This is a genomic window from Maribacter sp. 6B07 (assembly GCF_002700155.1).
GTDB classification, from domain to species: Bacteria; Bacteroidota; Bacteroidia; order Flavobacteriales; family Flavobacteriaceae; genus Maribacter; species Maribacter dokdonensis.
Window position 1 is genome coordinate 26,032 of the sequence record NZ_PDUT01000005.1, and the last position, 14,948, is coordinate 40,979.

Below are 14,948 nucleotides of genomic sequence, written 5' to 3' on the forward strand. Positions count from 1 at the left end.
AAGAAAAGGGCTTTTTTAATTCGTTAGATAAAAATTATTTTGCTTTTTTACCTCTAACTGTTTTGTTTTTTGTTTTTGATTTAGAACCAACTCTAGACATTGCACATCTAAATCCTATATAGTCCGTAGCCATATATTGTGGTAAATATCTTCTTTGTGCAGGGTCTAGCCAGTATGCTCTATCTCTCCAAGATCCACCTTTGTAAACTCTTACTTCATCATTGATCAAAGTAGTTCTGTTGTTAGATGAGTCATAGCCTTTTATAAGGTTACCTAAAGAATCTCTTTCAACTGAATGCTTAGGAGAGTTGTACATTTTTTTCTTGGAATCCTCTTCATCACCATCGCTGAATCTATCATAGAATCTAGAAGAACCTGGATCTCCATCTCTGTATCCTCTGTTGTCACTTGATGAGAAATTAGTTCTTAAGTATGTTTCTTCTTCATCTACGGGAACCATTTTAATTTCTCCTGGTAAATTTACGGCTACTACTTTTCCGTTAGGTAATGTATCGTAGACGATTGAATCTCTTAAAATATTTACTTTGCCATCTTCGCCAATGGCTGTTTTCATGTAAATATTACCTCTGTAGTAGTTAAAGTCACTTACCTCATCATCAACTATTGGTCTATATACATCCGCTACCCACTCGGCAACGTTACCGGCCATATCGTATAAACCTAAATCGTTAGGCTTGTAAGACATTACTTCGGCAGTAATATCTGCTCCGTCATCGGACCAACCTGCAATTCCGCCGTAATCACCCTTTGCTTGCTTAAAGTTGGCTAATTGATCACCACGACCTACACGTTGTCCGTTTCTGGTGTAATCGCCTTCCCAAGGATATTTTTTTCTACCTCTGTAATTGTTATATTCTCTTTGCCCAACTTGTGCTTGCGCTGCATATTCCCATTCTGTTTCAGTTGGTAATCTATATTCGGGCATAATGATACCGCTGCTTCTCTTGGCAAAAGTTGAAACGCTATCCTTTTTCTTTTTACCTTGTAATGAATCAATTTGTCCATTATATACAGATTCAGGTCTATTTAAATATGCCTCTGTACTGAAAGTGCCTTGTACTTCACCTGTAGCTGCTTGATATTTGGCATCTTCAGATAAGTAGCCTTCTCTTTCTAGCATAACTTCGTTTACACGATCTGTTCTCCATTCGGCAAATTGTGTTGCTTGGATCCAGTTTACACCTACTACTGGGTATTCTGCATATGCAGGGTGTCTCAGGTAGTTGTTGGTCATGGTTTCATTAAAACCTAATCTATTTCTCCATACCAATGTATCTGGCAATGCACCTACGTAAATGTTAGTGTATTTAGGGTTTTCTGGTGGATATACGCTTTTTAAATAGTCAAGGTATTCCAAATACATTACGTTGGTTACCTCTGTCTCGTCCATATAAAAAGACTGTACATGTTGTGAAGTCGGAGTATTGTTCCAATCATGCATTACGTCATCTTGAACCTTACCTTTGGTAAACGTTCCACCTTCCACGAATACTAATCCAGGAGCGGTTTCTTGCTCTTTAAAATCGGTATTGTATTGAAAACCACCTTCCTTGGCATTTATTTTCCAACCTGTAGCTCTAGAGGTGTTTTTAGAAGAAGATGAAGATTTTGAACAGCTACTAGCTGTTAAGCCTCCTACTATAACCGTGCACGAGAGTACAACTTTTACTAAATGTTTTTTCATAATTAGGACTTGAGTTCAATTGTCATATTAAATAGTAGTTTGGTTCCTATTTCAATATGATACTGTAATTTCTTTTAATTTGTTTGTCACTTTCGCTCAATAGAACGGTGTTTTTATAAGATTATTTTATAATTAAAAATAATTTTGAAAATCTAAAAAATAACCGTTGGTAAAATTGGGCCTTCTTTAAAGGTTAAACGGTTAAATCAGCCAAATAGTATGGTCCGGGATAAAACTTTTAGAATGTGATAATAAGGCTTGTAATCTAAATTCGGATAAAAGCAATGACTCTTATATACAGGTCAAAAAATAAAATCCTATAAAAAACTTAATATTCATGCAAGATAACGGGAAAATGTGCGTTTACATGTAAAATATTAGAGTTGAAATTACAGTAAACGCTATATTTCAACTTTGAAAATTATAAAAGAACAATTCTAAGATGAGAAAAATTTCATTTGTTTTCTTTGTATTGATTATCGGTAAAATATTTGCCCAAGACGACCAACGTGTAATTACAACGGCGGTGCCATTTCTAACAATAGCGGCAGATGCTAGGTCTGCTGGTATGGGTGATATGGGTGTGGCAACATCTACAGATGCTTTTTCTCAACAATGGAACCCTGCTAAATTTGCATTTGCTGAGCGTAAGATGGGCATTGGTGTGAGTTATACACCATATTTGGAAAGTATTATCACGGATATCTCTTTGCTAAATGCGAGTTTTTATAATAAAATTAACGAGCAAAGTGCATTTGCGGTCAGTTTGCGATATTTTACTTTAGGTGAAATTGAGTTAAGACAGTTTGCCAATGATCCAGGTACTATTGCAAAACCGAATGAGTTGGCATTGGATGGGTCATACTCATTAAAGTTAAGTCCTACTTTTTCAATGGCAGTTGGTGGGCGATATATAAGGTCTAATTTGAAATTACCACAGAACGGTAGTGAAGATTCACAAGCCGCAGGTTCATTTGCGGTAGATGTAGCCGGTTACTATAGATCTAGAGAAATAGCATATAATAATTTTGATGGTAGATGGAGAGGTGGCTTCAACCTTTCTAATATTGGTGGTAAAATTCAATATGATGAAGGTGGACAGGAAAACTTCTTGCCCAGTAAATTAAGTGTTGGTGGTGGTTTTGATTTCATTTTAGATCAAGATAACGTAATAGGTATTACTACGGAGTTTACTAAATTGCTGGTGCCAACACCTCAAGATTTTGATGGTGATGGTGATGTTGATGCGGCAGATAACGATATCTATCAAAATGAAAGTGGTTTCAGTGGAATATTTAATTCTTTTACAGATGCACCAGATGGTTTTAGTGAAGAGCTAAAGGAGTTTACTTGGGCATTAGGTGCTGAATATGTTTATCAGGATGCCTTTATGATTAGAACCGGTTACTTCAACGAGAGTGAGGAAAAAGGATCTAGAAAGTTCTTTACCTTAGGTGCAGGGTTCAAGTTTAAGGCAGCTCAGGTAGATCTTTCTTATTTGTTTTCAACGTCTCAGGTGCGTAATCCACTAGAGAACACACTACGTTTTTCTCTTACTTTTAATTTAGGGGAAGAGTATTATAATGATTAAAGTTCAAAAAGTTTAATAATAGAAAAAACCTGCTAATTTGCAGGTTTTTTTATGCGACATTCTCTCAGGTACAATTAATATATGTAGATTGATAAATAAAAAAATATGATCAACCAGAAGAAGATAAGCTTTGATATCACCATATATGATTCATTTGATGAATTAAAGGCTGAAGACCAAAGTTTAATGACCGCAGCTATACAGGCAAGACAACGGGCTTATGCACCATACTCTAGTTTTAATGTAGGTGCTTCTATTTTATTGGATAATGGGGAGATTGTTGAAGGTAACAATCAAGAAAATGCTTCTTACCCATCAGGTTTATGTGCGGAAAGGGTGGCTATATTTTATGCAGGGGCCAATTATCCTGGTGTAAAAATTAAAGCGATCGCCATTACTGCGGCATCTTTAAATCATGAAGTTAATGAACCGGCAGCCCCATGTGGTAATTGTAGGCAAGCAATATCTGAATACGAATTTAAACAGGGCGAACCTATTAAAATATTGATGATGGGTGAGACAGGTAGTGTTGTTGAATGTAGTTCTTTGGCAGATTTATTGCCGTTAGGGTTCAATAGTACATTTCTCAATTAAAATGACATTATAAATATACACGTTATAAGCTTTATTTGTTAAGCTTGTAATTTCTTAATGGATTTGCTTCTTTAATTTTTATCGATTCATTTATATGTGTATTTTTGCTGTTCTTGGATACCTAGGTTGTACTGCCTCTGTTATCAATAAAGAAATTTAAACCTTTAGTTAAAATTGATGGAAAAAATCACCAAGGAAACGTATTTGAAATGGTATGAAGACATGCTGTTTTGGAGGAAATTTGAGGATAAATTGGCTGCTGTATACATTCAGCAGAAGGTAAGAGGGTTTTTACATTTGTATAATGGGCAAGAGGCAGTTTTGGCTGGTGCACTACATGCAATGGATTTAACCAAAGACCGAATGATAACTGCGTATAGAAACCATGTTCAGCCAATTGGTATGGGTGTTGACCCTAAAAAAGTTATGGCAGAGCTATATGGTAAAGTGACCGGTACTTCAAAAGGTATGGGTGGTTCTATGCATATTTTTTCAAAAGAACATCGTTTTCATGGTGGGCATGGTATCGTTGGGGGTCAAATTCCATTAGGTGCAGGTATGGCTTTTGGTGATAAGTACGCTGGAAGAGATAACGTAACCCTTTGTTATATGGGTGATGGTGCGGTAAGACAAGGTTCGTTACATGAAACTTTTAATTTAGCAATGTTATGGCAATTACCCGTTGTTTTTATTTGTGAAAATAATGGCTACGCTATGGGTACTTCAGTGGCAAGAACATCGTTCTCTACCGAAATTTGGAAATTAGGTTTAGGTTATGAAATGCCTTGTGGACCTGTTGATGGTATGAACCCGGTAACGGTTGCGCAAGAAATGAGTAAGGCGATCGAAAGAGCACGTAGTGGTGGTGGACCAACTTTTCTTGAAATGAAAACATATAGATATAGAGGTCATTCTATGTCAGATGCACAACATTACAGAACTAAAGATGAGGTTGAAGAGTATAAAAAAATAGATCCAATTACTCAGGTGTTGGATATTATTAAAGAAAATAAATATGCGACCGACGCTGAAATTAAGGAAATTGACAAGAGAGTGAAATCCTTGGTTAAGGAATGTGAGAAGTTCGCGGAAGAATCAGATTATCCACCAGTAAACCAATTATATGATATGGTTTACGAACAAGAGGATTTTCCATTTGTTCAACATAAAATATAATTAAATGGCAGTAGTAGTAAATATGCCCCGTTTGAGCGATACCATGGAAGAAGGTACCGTTGCAAAGTGGTTAAAAAGCGTTGGAGATAAAATAGAGGAAGGAGATATATTAGCCGAAATTGAAACTGATAAGGCAACAATGGAATTCGAGTCCTTCAATGAAGGTACTCTTTTGCATATCGGTATTCAAGAAGGAGATACAGCTCCGGTAGATAGCCTTTTGGCAATTATTGGGGATGAAGGTGAAGATATTTCTTCCTTGGTAAGTGGAGGAGGTGAGTCCTCTGAAGAATCATCAAGTGAGGAGTCGTCATCTGATGAGGCTTCTTCAAGTGATGAAGAAACTTCAGGAGGTGCTGAAATTCCAGAAGGGGTTGAGATTGTTAAAATGCCTCGATTGAGTGATACCATGGAAGAGGGCACCGTTGCTAGCTGGTTGAAGAAAGTAGGTGATGATGTTGAAGAAGGTGATATTCTTGCTGAAATTGAAACGGATAAGGCTACAATGGAATTTGAGTCTTTCTATAATGGTAAGTTATTGTATATAGGAATACAAGAAGGTGAATCTTCACCGGTAGATGCTGTTTTGGCAATAATTGGACCTGAAGGTACGGATGTTGACGCTGTATTAAATAGTAAATCTGGAGGAAGCAAAAAAAGTGCTCCTGCTCAAGATGAAAAAGAGGAGAAATCTTCAGGTGTATCAGAGAAGAAAGATGAGGTTAAACCTGCATCGGACGGAGCTCGGATTTTTGCATCTCCATTAGCCAAAAAGATAGCTGCTGATAAAGGAATTGATTTGTCAACTGTTTCCGGATCAGGAGATAATGGTAGAATAATAAAGAAAGATGTGGAGAATTATACTCCAAGTACATCTGCTGCTCCAGCGGCTACTGCCGGAGCTAAAGCTGAAAATGCAATTTCATCACAACCTGTATCAATGGCATTGCCTTCAGGAGAAGAAGGAACTGAAGAGGTTAAGAATTCTAACATGCGTAAGGCTATAGCTAAGGCATTAGGTAATTCAAAATTCAACGCTCCTCACTTCTATCTTACGATTGAGGTTGATATGGATAACGCTAAGGCATCAAGGGCACAGATAAATAGTCTACCTGATACTAAAGTGTCATTTAATGATATGGTTTTGAAAGCCTGTGCAATGGCGCTGAAAAAGCATCCACAAGTAAACACGTCATGGAACGGGGATACTACAAAGTATCATAAGCATATACATATGGGTGTTGCTGTAGCTGTTGATGAAGGTTTGGTTGTACCAGTAGTGAAGCATGCTGATTTGTTGGGCTTAACTCAAATAGGTAGTGCTGTGAAGGATTTAGCTGGTAAGGCTAGAAATAAGAAAATTGCACCTTCTGAAATGGAAGGAAGTACATTTACGGTTTCTAATCTAGGTATGTTCGGTATTCTTGAATTTACAAGTATTATCAATCAGCCAAATTCTGCTATTTTATCCGTAGGTGCTATAGTTGAAAAGCCAGTAGTGAAAAATGGAGCAATAGTGGTGGGTAATACAATGAAGTTGACACTAGCTTGCGATCATAGAACGGTAGATGGTGCAGTGGGTGCTCAGTTCTTACAGACTTTGAAGTACTTTGTGGAAAACCCGGTTACTATGTTGGCATAGATAATTAATTTTATAAATAGAATAAGAAAAGCATCCTTACATCGGGATGCTTTTTTTTATCTTTAGATTTTAAATATAAGATGTTATGAGACATATAGTAATTGTATTTCTTGGTGGTCTGTTAGTAGCCTGTGGAGGTACAAAGGTGGATCAATCAACAGTTTTAAATCCCAATAATCCAAAAGGAGTCAAAGGTTCGGTTGTAAAGAACAAAGTGACAATGGCTGAGGGTTCCGTTATGAACGCTGTAGATACAACCCCAAAAGATATTGAAGCGTTGATGACTTTTTTGACTTCAGATGATTTGCAAGGAAGAGATACTGGGAGTGATGGTATAACTAAGGCAGCTGATTTTATAGAGAATATATTCTCTAGGAATAATATTCAACCTTATTTTAATTCATATAAAGACACTTTAGAAAATTACAGTGATGGTACAGCGTATAATGTAGTGGGGTTTCTGCCAGGCACAGATTCGGATTTGAAAAATGAGTATGTAATAATAGGTGCTCACTATGATCACATTGGGATAATTAGTGGAGATGATAGCGATACTATAGCTAATGGAGCAAATGATAACGCCTCTGGTACAACTGCGGTAATGGAATTCGCAAAATATTTTGCTCAAACTAAAAATAATAAACGCAGTATTATTTTTGCATTATTTTCTGCGGAAGAAAAAGGATTGTTGGGGTCTAAACATTTGGCGGACAAATTATTGACCCAGAATTTAGATTTATACGTTATGTTGAATTTTGAAATGATAGGTGTACCAATGGTGAACAAAGACCATAGTCTCTATTTAACTGGTTATGAATTGTCAAATCTTGCGGAAGTAAGTAATAAATATGCGCAAAAGAATTTGGTAGGTTTTTTGCCAAAGGCAAAAGAGTTTAATTTATTTAGACGTTCAGATAATGCACCGTTTCACGATAAATTTAACGTTCCTTCTCAAACCTTTAGTTCGTTCGACTTTACTAATTTTGGTGAATATCATAAAGTAGGAGACGAAGCCTCTTTAATGGATTACAACTTTATGTCCAATATGGTAAATGAAGTAAAGCCAATGTTGGAGGGTATTATTAATGCTCCTTTAAAAGAAGTAAAATATAACTAATGGATTATATAGTTGTAACGGGTACTAGTAGAGGAATTGGCTTTGAATTAAGTAGATTATTGGCAGATGCAGGTTATGCGGTCTTGGCACTTTCAAGAAATGACAGTCCCATAAAGAATATTGGTCATAAAAACATTACCGCATTTCCATTTGATGTTTCATCGGCAAAAGACAGAGAAAAGGTTAATGAATATTTAAAGGCCAATAACGCAAAAGTTCTAGCTCTAATAAATAATGCTGGTAAATTGGTGAATAAACCTTTTATGGAAATTACCGAAGAAGAATTTAAATCGGTTTATGATGTCAATGTTTTTGGGGTAGCTTCAATGACAAAATTAATTGTGCCATTTATGGACAAAGATGGTCATGTGCTTACTATTAGTTCTATGGGAGGTGTTCAAGGTAGTGCAAAATTTCCCGGTCTTTCGGCATATAGCTCTAGTAAAGGGGCTGTACTGACATTAACGGAATTGTTGGCCGAGGAATTTAAAGAAACCGGTCCCTCGTTCAATGCGTTGGCCTTAGGTGCCGTGCAAACGGAAATGTTAGAAGAGGCATTTCCAGGTTATCTAGCACCTGTGAGTGCAAAAGAAATGGCAGAATATATAATGGATTTTGCCTTAAAAGGACAAAAAATGTACAACGGTAAAATTTTGCAAGTAAGCAGTAGTACACCATAAAATGCAGCAAACCTTAGCTAAATATCTTCCAGAACTAGCCGTTAGTCCATGTTTTGAACTAATAAAGAATAGTCAGGTGCATTTAAAAATAGTAAATGAGCGCGTTACTAGGCATGGGGATTATAGACGGGGAAAAGACGGCAAACATCAGATTACCGTTAATGCGTCCTTAAATAAATATAGGTTTTTAATAACCTTAATTCATGAAATTGCACATTTAATGGCATTTGAGAAATATGGTAGAAATATTAAACCTCATGGTATTGAATGGAAGAAAACATTTCAGTTTTTAATGCTTCCGTTTATTCGTCCAGAGGTATTTCCATCGCAACTGTTGCCCTTATTAGCAAACCATTTTAAAAATCCAAAAGCAAGCAGTAGTACAGATGCTCGTTTGTCAATAGCTTTAAAACAGTTTGACGAACAACAATCGGAAAAATCTTACGTTTACGAATTACCAATAGGGTGCGTTTTTCGCATATATAACGGAAAATTATTTAAGAAAGGAAATAAACGAACAAAGCGTTATGAATGTGTAGAAATATCTTCTGGAAGAATATTTTTATTTCAACCAAATGCTGAAGTAGAATTAATAAAAAGCTGACATGAATAAAAATTATTATGCCGTTTTAATGGCAGGCGGAGTAGGATCAAGATTTTGGCCAATTAGCACAAGTGATAATCCAAAGCAGTTCCACGATATGTTGGGTACAGGTGATACACTTATACAGAAGACATTTCAAAGACTTAATAAATTTGTGCCAACAGAAAATATACTCATTTTAACCAATGAGAGGTATAATGATTTAGTGCTAGAACAATTACCAATGGTAAAACAAGAACAAGTAGTTCTTGAACCCGCTATGAGAAATACTGCGCCATGTATACTATATGCTGCCTTAAAAATTCAGAAAATGAATGAAGATGCAGTTATGATCGTTGCGCCAAGTGATCATTGGATCGAAGATGAAGATGCATTTGCAAAAGATGTTACAGCTTGTTTTAAAAAATGTGAAACTGAAGATGTTTTGTGTACGTTAGGTATTAAACCATCCTTTCCAAATACCGGATTTGGTTATATAGAATACAATAAAGAAGATACAGCTCCGATAAAAAAGGTAAATCAGTTTAGGGAAAAACCAGACTATGAAACGGCAAAAGATTTTTTAGCTCAAGGAAATTTTTTGTGGAATGCCGGTATATTTATGTGGAGTGCAAAAACAATAGTGAATGCATTTCAGAATTTTCAGCCTAAACAATACGCTTTATTCAGAGATGGATTAGTGTGTTATAATACGGAAGACGAGAAGAAGTTCATATCTGAAAACTACCCAAAAGCGGAGAATATTTCTATTGATTATGCAATTTTAGAAAACTCAAATGCTATTTATGTTAAAGAAGCTACTTTTGACTGGAATGATTTAGGTACTTGGGGTTCTTTGTATGATAAATTAGATAAGGAAGAAAATAATAACGCCGTTGTAAACGCAAAAGTTTTGGTGCAAGATGCAAGTGGTAATATGATCCGATCTAAGGCTGGTAAAGTTGTAGTTGTAGATGGCTTAAATGATTATATCATTGTTGATAAGGATGAAGTACTTTTGATCTATCCGAAAACAAAAGAACAGGACATTAAACAGGTTTTAAACAAGGTAAAAGATACCTTTGGTGATGAATTCGCTTAAATATGGAGAACAATCTTAATCAAGACAATATTACACCCACTAGTAATGAAGGTGGAGGTAGTGAAGAAGTAAAAAAAGATTTTCAAGGTCTTTTAGGTAGTGTAAAAAAGTTTCTTTCTGAGTTATTGGATATTAGAACCAATACGGACCAGCAGGCAACTAAAGAAGCTATAATTGCTGATATACCTTTTAAGGGCCATACTTCTTGGATTTTGATTTGTTCCATATTTATAGCATCTATAGGATTAAACGCGAATTTTACAGCTGTTGTAATCGGTGCCATGTTAATATCTCCATTAATGGGCCCTATTCTAGGAATAGGTATGTCGGTTGCAATCAATGATATTGATACTTTAAAAAGATCGCTTAAGAATTTTGCCGTAATGGTAGTTTTGAGCGTTATTACTGCTTATTTATTTTATCGCTTTTTTCCGCTTAGAGATGAGTCTTCTGAGCTGTTGGCAAGGACCGAACCAGATATTAGAGATGTATTGATAGCCTTTTTTGGTGGTTTGGCATTGGTAATAGCCCGTGCTAAAAAGGGGACTATAGCCAGTGTTATTTTTGGTGTTGCGATTGCTACTGCATTAATGCCGCCTTTGTGTACCGTTGGTTTTGGACTGGCCATTGGTAATTGGGGTTATGCATCTGGTGCAATGTATCTCTTTATTATAAACACTATTTTTATTGCGCTAGCGACTTTCTTGGTTATTAAATTGTTGCGTTTTCCAATGGTGCGCTATGTGAATTCACAACGAAGAAAATTAATTGGAAGATTAGCCTCGTTGTTGGCGGTATTGGTAATGATACCAGCTGGATTTACGTTTTACAATGTATTTAAAAAGTCTCTTTTCAACAGGGATGCTGAAGCTTTTATAACTGAAAAAATTGAGCCTTATCAGTTTGCAGGTGAGGGTAAATTTTTAAAAGATTTTAGTGAGGTGGTTTATAATGACGAGGGGAAATCTAAAATAGAATTGTTCTTTATGGGCAATGATGGTATCCCTGATAATGTTATTGCAACATGGCGTACCCAAATGGCGGAATATAAACAATTAAGTGAGACGGAGCTTGCTGTGGTGCAAGGTTCAAGGAGTGAAGAAGCTACTCAGTTAAAATATGTAAACGAGTTATATGAATCTCAGAAAAGTATTTTAACCAGCAAGGATGAGAAAATACAGCTTTTAGAAAATGAACTCATGCGTTTAAATCAAATTTCATCTAATCAAATTCCTTTTAATGAAATAAGTCTTGAGGCAAAAACCAATTATGAGAATTTAGATCGTATAGGGTATGCTTATTTGATTTCAACAGATTTTACTAAGACTGATAGTATACCATTGTTTGAGGTCACTTGGAAAAAAGAAGCCAAAAGGGCAGAAACGGTTAAAGACATGAACAAGCTTCAAGAATGGTTAAGACTGCGTTTAAATAATAAGAAGATTCAAATAAAGGAAATGCCTAAAGATTAATTTTGCTCTTGAATATACATTTGGCGTACTTTCTTGAAGAGATCTGATGAATACACAAAATTGGTGACAGCTTCGTTATCGGTTTTAAAGATTTCGTTTTTGGTGCCTTCCCATTCCAACAGCCCGTCTTTTAAGAAAATAATTTTCTCGCCAATTTGCATCACTGAGTTCATGTCATGAGTGTTAATGACCGTGGTGATATTATATTCTTCAGTAATTTCTTTGATCAAGTTGTCTATAAGAATTGCCGTTTTGGGGTCTAACCCAGAGTTGGGTTCATCGCAAAAAAGATATTTTGGATTCATGACAATAGCACGGGCAATGGCAACACGTTTTTGCATACCTCCAGATATCTCAGAGGGAAATTTATGGTGGGCATCAACAAGGTTTACCCTTTTTAAAACAGTGTCTACACGTTCTTGCATTTCAGCTTTTGATTGTTTGGTAAACATTTCTAGTGGAAACATTACGTTGCCTTCAACCGTCATGCTATCAAATAGGGCGCTTCCTTGAAATACCATGCCCATTTCTTGTCGTAAATCTCGCTTTTCGTCGTCAGAATGCTCAGAATACAACTTGCCATCATATGCTATACCACCCTTTTCAGGTTCAAATAGTCCCAATAGGCATTTTAGAAAAACAGTTTTACCAGATCCACTTTGACCAATGATCAAATTGGTTTTTCCTTTTTCAAAGGTGGTAGAAATCCCTTTTAGGATATGAGCTTCGCCAAAAGATTTATGTATGTCTCGTACGTCTATCATTATCCTAGTAAAAGTTGGGTTAAAATATAATTAAGTATAATTATAACAACACTGGTCCACACGAACGAGGTTGTACTTGCTTTACCTACCTCCAATGCACCACCCTTCATGTAAAACCCATGAAATGAAGGTACTGTTGCAATTACAAAAGCAAAAATTAAAGTTTTTACAAATGCATAAGCAATATGAAAAGGAACAAAATCAGATTGTAAACCTGTAATGAAATCCTCACTAGTAAGAAATCCGCCAAAAACACCGGCCATCCATCCTCCAAAAATCCCTACATACATAGAAATAGCAATCGCAAAGGGGTAGAACAACATGGCTATAATTTTAGGAAATACCAAGTAGTTCAATGAGTTGACACCCATAACCTCCAAAGCATCTATCTGTTCTGTAACCCTCATAGTACCTATGCTAGAGGTAATGTAAGATCCTACCTTACCGGCCATAATTATAGATACAAAAGTTGGGGCAAATTCTAATATTACCGATTGTCTGGTGGCAAAACCAATTAAATTTCTGGGTATTAATGGGTTTGTTAAGTTAAGTGCTGTTTGTATGGCAACAACGGCACCTATAAAAAAAGAGATAAATATGATAATACCCAATGAACTAAAGATAAGTTCATCTATTTCTTTAAATATAAGGGACTTCATTATTCTCCATTTTGTAGGTTTTTTAAAAACCTCACGGATCATAATGGCATAGCTTCCTACAGATGCTAAATAGTTCATTTATTAAAAATAAAAATCTTACCGTAAAAATAACAATAATGCACCTGATTTAACCTGCGATTAATCTTTAAAGGTGTAAATTATTTACTTTTGCGCTTCAATCTTATACGTATGAAAATGAAAAGATATTTTATTGCTTCGTTGTTTATTGGAACATTGTTGGCAGCCAGTGGTTTAACTGCCCAAAAGAAAAATAAGAACAATGTAAGTGATGAATTGCTGAGGTCAAAACCTAAATTGGTCGTAGGTATCGTAGTTGACCAAATGAGATATGATTATTTAACCCGTTTTTATGATCAATATGGACAAGACGGATTTAAAAGATTGGTTGAACAGGGTTTTAACTGTAAAAACAATCATTTTAATTATGCGCCAACCAGTACTGGACCGGGGCATACTTCAGTGTATACAGGTACAACTCCTTCTGTACACGGTATAATAGGCAATAACTGGTATGATAAGCAATTAGATGCAAGTGTATATTGTGCTAGTGATGATACCTATGCTTCTGTAGGTACTACTTCAGATGCGGGTAAAATGTCTCCACATAGAATGTCCGTAACAACTATTACAGATGAGCTTAGATTGCATACACAAATGCAAGGAAAGACCATAGCAATTGCCTTGAAGGATAGAGGTGCCGTATTACCAGGTGGACATACTGCCAATGCGGCATATTGGTTTCATGGCGGTGATGAAGGTAAGTGGGTTACGAGCTCGTATTATATGAGTCAATTACCAAAATGGGTGAACGATTTTAATACCTCTGGTACCGCTCAATCGTATAAAAGAGAATGGAATACTCTTAGAGATATTAAAGAATACAGAGAAAGCGGAATTGATAATAATCTTTTTGAAGGAAAATTTGAAGGTGAAACCTCTACTTCTTTCCCTCACAAACCTGTTGAGCTTTTAGATAAAACCAAAAAATTTGATATAATAAAAGCAACCCCGTTTGGTAATTCTTTGACCGCAGATTTTACAATAGAAGCACTGCAACAAGAAAACTTGGGTAAAGACAATATTACCGATTTTTTGGCAGTAAGTTTTTCAAGTACAGACTATGTTGGGCATATGTTTGGGGTTAATTCTAAGGAAATTGAAGATACTTATTTAAGGTTAGATGAAGATTTAGCTAGGCTGTTCAAAGCATTGGATAAAAATGTAGGTGAAGGAGAATATACTTTGTTTCTTACGGCAGATCATGGAGCTGTTGAAGTGCCTACCTATTTAAAAAGCGAAAAAATACCATCTGGTTATGTTGATACGGCTGCAAATAAAAAGAGATTGAAAGAGTTTTTACAATATAAATATGGTACGGAAGATATTATTAAAAATTACTCTAATGATCAAATATTCCTAGATCATAAAATTGTAAAAAACTTAGATTTGAGTTTGGCAGAAGTGCAAATCGAAATAGCGCAAGAGGTTTTGGAATATGATGCAATTGATAGGGTGTATACCGCAAATCAAATGTGGAGTAATGATTATACATCTGGTATACCTTATATTTTACAAAATGGATACAATCAAAAAAGATCTGGTGATGTATTGATCGTTTTAAAACCAGGGTATATTTCCTATAGCACTACAGGGTCTACTCATGGGTCTCCTCAAATATATGACACACATGCCCCATTATTATTTTATGGAAAAGGTATACAGCCAGGTTCAACCGTAAATAGAACTGAAATACCGGATATTGCACCAACCATATCGGCGCTATTGGGTATTTCTTTTCCGAACGGTACTACAGGTAAACCTATAACCGAGGTATTAAAATAA

At 35.8% G+C, this 14,948-nt stretch carries 13 protein-coding genes; 10 read left to right on the forward strand and 3 right to left on the reverse strand.

Annotated elements, in window-relative coordinates:
• Positions 1–34 precede the first annotated feature (34 nt).
• Positions 35–1,705 (reverse strand): gliding motility lipoprotein GldJ, encoded by a 1,671-nt coding sequence (gldJ, locus tag CSC80_RS18515; RefSeq protein WP_099193429.1) that lies wholly within the window; start codon positions 1,703–1,705, stop codon positions 35–37.
• 442 nt (positions 1,706–2,147) lie between these two features.
• On the opposite strand from gldJ, the gene porV reads away from it, so the two are divergent.
• From porV to CSC80_RS18560, 9 genes are all read left to right on the forward strand, one after another.
• Positions 2,148–3,296, forward strand: coding sequence for a type IX secretion system outer membrane channel protein PorV (porV, locus tag CSC80_RS18520; RefSeq protein ID WP_099193430.1), 1,149 nt, complete (start codon positions 2,148–2,150; stop codon positions 3,294–3,296).
• Between the two features lie 105 nt (positions 3,297–3,401).
• The gene (cdd, locus tag CSC80_RS18525) at positions 3,402–3,890 is read left to right on the forward strand and encodes a cytidine deaminase (protein ID WP_201796658.1); all 489 of its coding nucleotides are present in this window, start codon (positions 3,402–3,404) and stop codon (positions 3,888–3,890) included.
• 177 nt (positions 3,891–4,067) lie between these two features.
• Complete coding sequence (pdhA, locus tag CSC80_RS18530) at positions 4,068–5,066, forward strand: pyruvate dehydrogenase (acetyl-transferring) E1 component subunit alpha (RefSeq protein WP_099193431.1); 999 nt, start codon at positions 4,068–4,070, stop codon at positions 5,064–5,066.
• 4 nt (positions 5,067–5,070) lie between these two features.
• Positions 5,071–6,708 carry a pyruvate dehydrogenase complex dihydrolipoamide acetyltransferase gene (locus tag CSC80_RS18535; protein ID WP_099193432.1) on the forward strand — a complete coding sequence of 546 codons (1,638 nt, stop codon included), beginning with the start codon at positions 5,071–5,073 and terminating at the stop codon, positions 6,706–6,708.
• An 85-nt stretch (positions 6,709–6,793) separates the two neighbouring features.
• The gene (locus tag CSC80_RS18540; protein WP_099193433.1) at positions 6,794–7,825 is read left to right on the forward strand and encodes a M28 family peptidase; all 1,032 of its coding nucleotides are present in this window, start codon (positions 6,794–6,796) and stop codon (positions 7,823–7,825) included.
• Positions 7,825–8,505: an SDR family NAD(P)-dependent oxidoreductase gene (locus CSC80_RS18545; RefSeq protein ID WP_099193434.1), complete on the forward strand. Its 681-nt coding sequence runs from the start codon at positions 7,825–7,827 to the stop codon at positions 8,503–8,505. The genes CSC80_RS18540 and CSC80_RS18545 overlap by 1 nt, the downstream gene beginning before the upstream one ends.
• A gap of 1 nt (position 8,506) precedes the next feature.
• Complete coding sequence (locus tag CSC80_RS18550; protein WP_074669903.1) at positions 8,507–9,109, forward strand: SprT-like domain-containing protein; 603 nt, start codon at positions 8,507–8,509, stop codon at positions 9,107–9,109.
• Position 9,110: 1 nt separating this feature from the next.
• Positions 9,111–10,190 carry a mannose-1-phosphate guanylyltransferase gene (locus CSC80_RS18555; RefSeq protein ID WP_058105277.1) on the forward strand — a complete coding sequence of 360 codons (1,080 nt, stop codon included), beginning with the start codon at positions 9,111–9,113 and terminating at the stop codon, positions 10,188–10,190.
• A 2-nt stretch (positions 10,191–10,192) separates the two neighbouring features.
• A complete protein-coding gene (locus tag CSC80_RS18560; protein WP_099193435.1) occupies positions 10,193–11,662 on the forward strand; it encodes a DUF389 domain-containing protein in 1,470 nt (489 codons plus the stop codon).
• Here CSC80_RS18560 and CSC80_RS18565 read toward each other — a convergent pair.
• Positions 11,659–12,426 (reverse strand): ATP-binding cassette domain-containing protein, encoded by a 768-nt coding sequence (locus tag CSC80_RS18565; RefSeq protein ID WP_058105279.1) that lies wholly within the window; start codon positions 12,424–12,426, stop codon positions 11,659–11,661. The two genes, CSC80_RS18560 and CSC80_RS18565, sit on opposite strands and share 4 nt — an antisense overlap.
• Positions 12,426–13,163: an ABC transporter permease gene (locus CSC80_RS18570; protein ID WP_058105280.1), complete on the reverse strand. Its 738-nt coding sequence runs from the start codon at positions 13,161–13,163 to the stop codon at positions 12,426–12,428. Before CSC80_RS18570 ends, CSC80_RS18565 begins: the two co-directional genes overlap by 1 nt.
• Positions 13,164–13,280: 117 nt before the next feature.
• On the opposite strand from CSC80_RS18570, the gene pafA reads away from it, so the two are divergent.
• Positions 13,281–14,948 (forward strand): alkaline phosphatase PafA, encoded by a 1,668-nt coding sequence (gene pafA / locus CSC80_RS18575; RefSeq protein ID WP_099193511.1) that lies wholly within the window; start codon positions 13,281–13,283, stop codon positions 14,946–14,948.

Coding starts and splice junctions, on each gene's coding strand:
- gldJ (WP_099193429.1), bottom strand. CDS start 1,705: ATGAAAAAACATTTAGTAAAAGTTGTACTCTCGTGCACGGTTATAGTA.
- porV (WP_099193430.1), top strand. CDS start 2,148: ATGAGAAAAATTTCATTTGTTTTCTTTGTATTGATTATCGGTAAAATA.
- cdd (WP_201796658.1), top strand. CDS start 3,402: ATGATCAACCAGAAGAAGATAAGCTTTGATATCACCATATATGATTCA.
- pdhA (WP_099193431.1), top strand. CDS start 4,068: ATGGAAAAAATCACCAAGGAAACGTATTTGAAATGGTATGAAGACATG.
- CSC80_RS18535 (WP_099193432.1), top strand. CDS start 5,071: ATGGCAGTAGTAGTAAATATGCCCCGTTTGAGCGATACCATGGAAGAA.
- CSC80_RS18540 (WP_099193433.1), top strand. CDS start 6,794: ATGAGACATATAGTAATTGTATTTCTTGGTGGTCTGTTAGTAGCCTGT.
- CSC80_RS18545 (WP_099193434.1), top strand. CDS start 7,825: ATGGATTATATAGTTGTAACGGGTACTAGTAGAGGAATTGGCTTTGAA.
- CSC80_RS18550 (WP_074669903.1), top strand. CDS start 8,507: ATGCAGCAAACCTTAGCTAAATATCTTCCAGAACTAGCCGTTAGTCCA.
- CSC80_RS18555 (WP_058105277.1), top strand. CDS start 9,111: ATGAATAAAAATTATTATGCCGTTTTAATGGCAGGCGGAGTAGGATCA.
- CSC80_RS18560 (WP_099193435.1), top strand. CDS start 10,193: ATGGAGAACAATCTTAATCAAGACAATATTACACCCACTAGTAATGAA.
- CSC80_RS18565 (WP_058105279.1), bottom strand. CDS start 12,426: ATGATAGACGTACGAGACATACATAAATCTTTTGGCGAAGCTCATATC.
- CSC80_RS18570 (WP_058105280.1), bottom strand. CDS start 13,163: ATGAACTATTTAGCATCTGTAGGAAGCTATGCCATTATGATCCGTGAG.
- pafA (WP_099193511.1), top strand. CDS start 13,281: ATGAAAAGATATTTTATTGCTTCGTTGTTTATTGGAACATTGTTGGCA.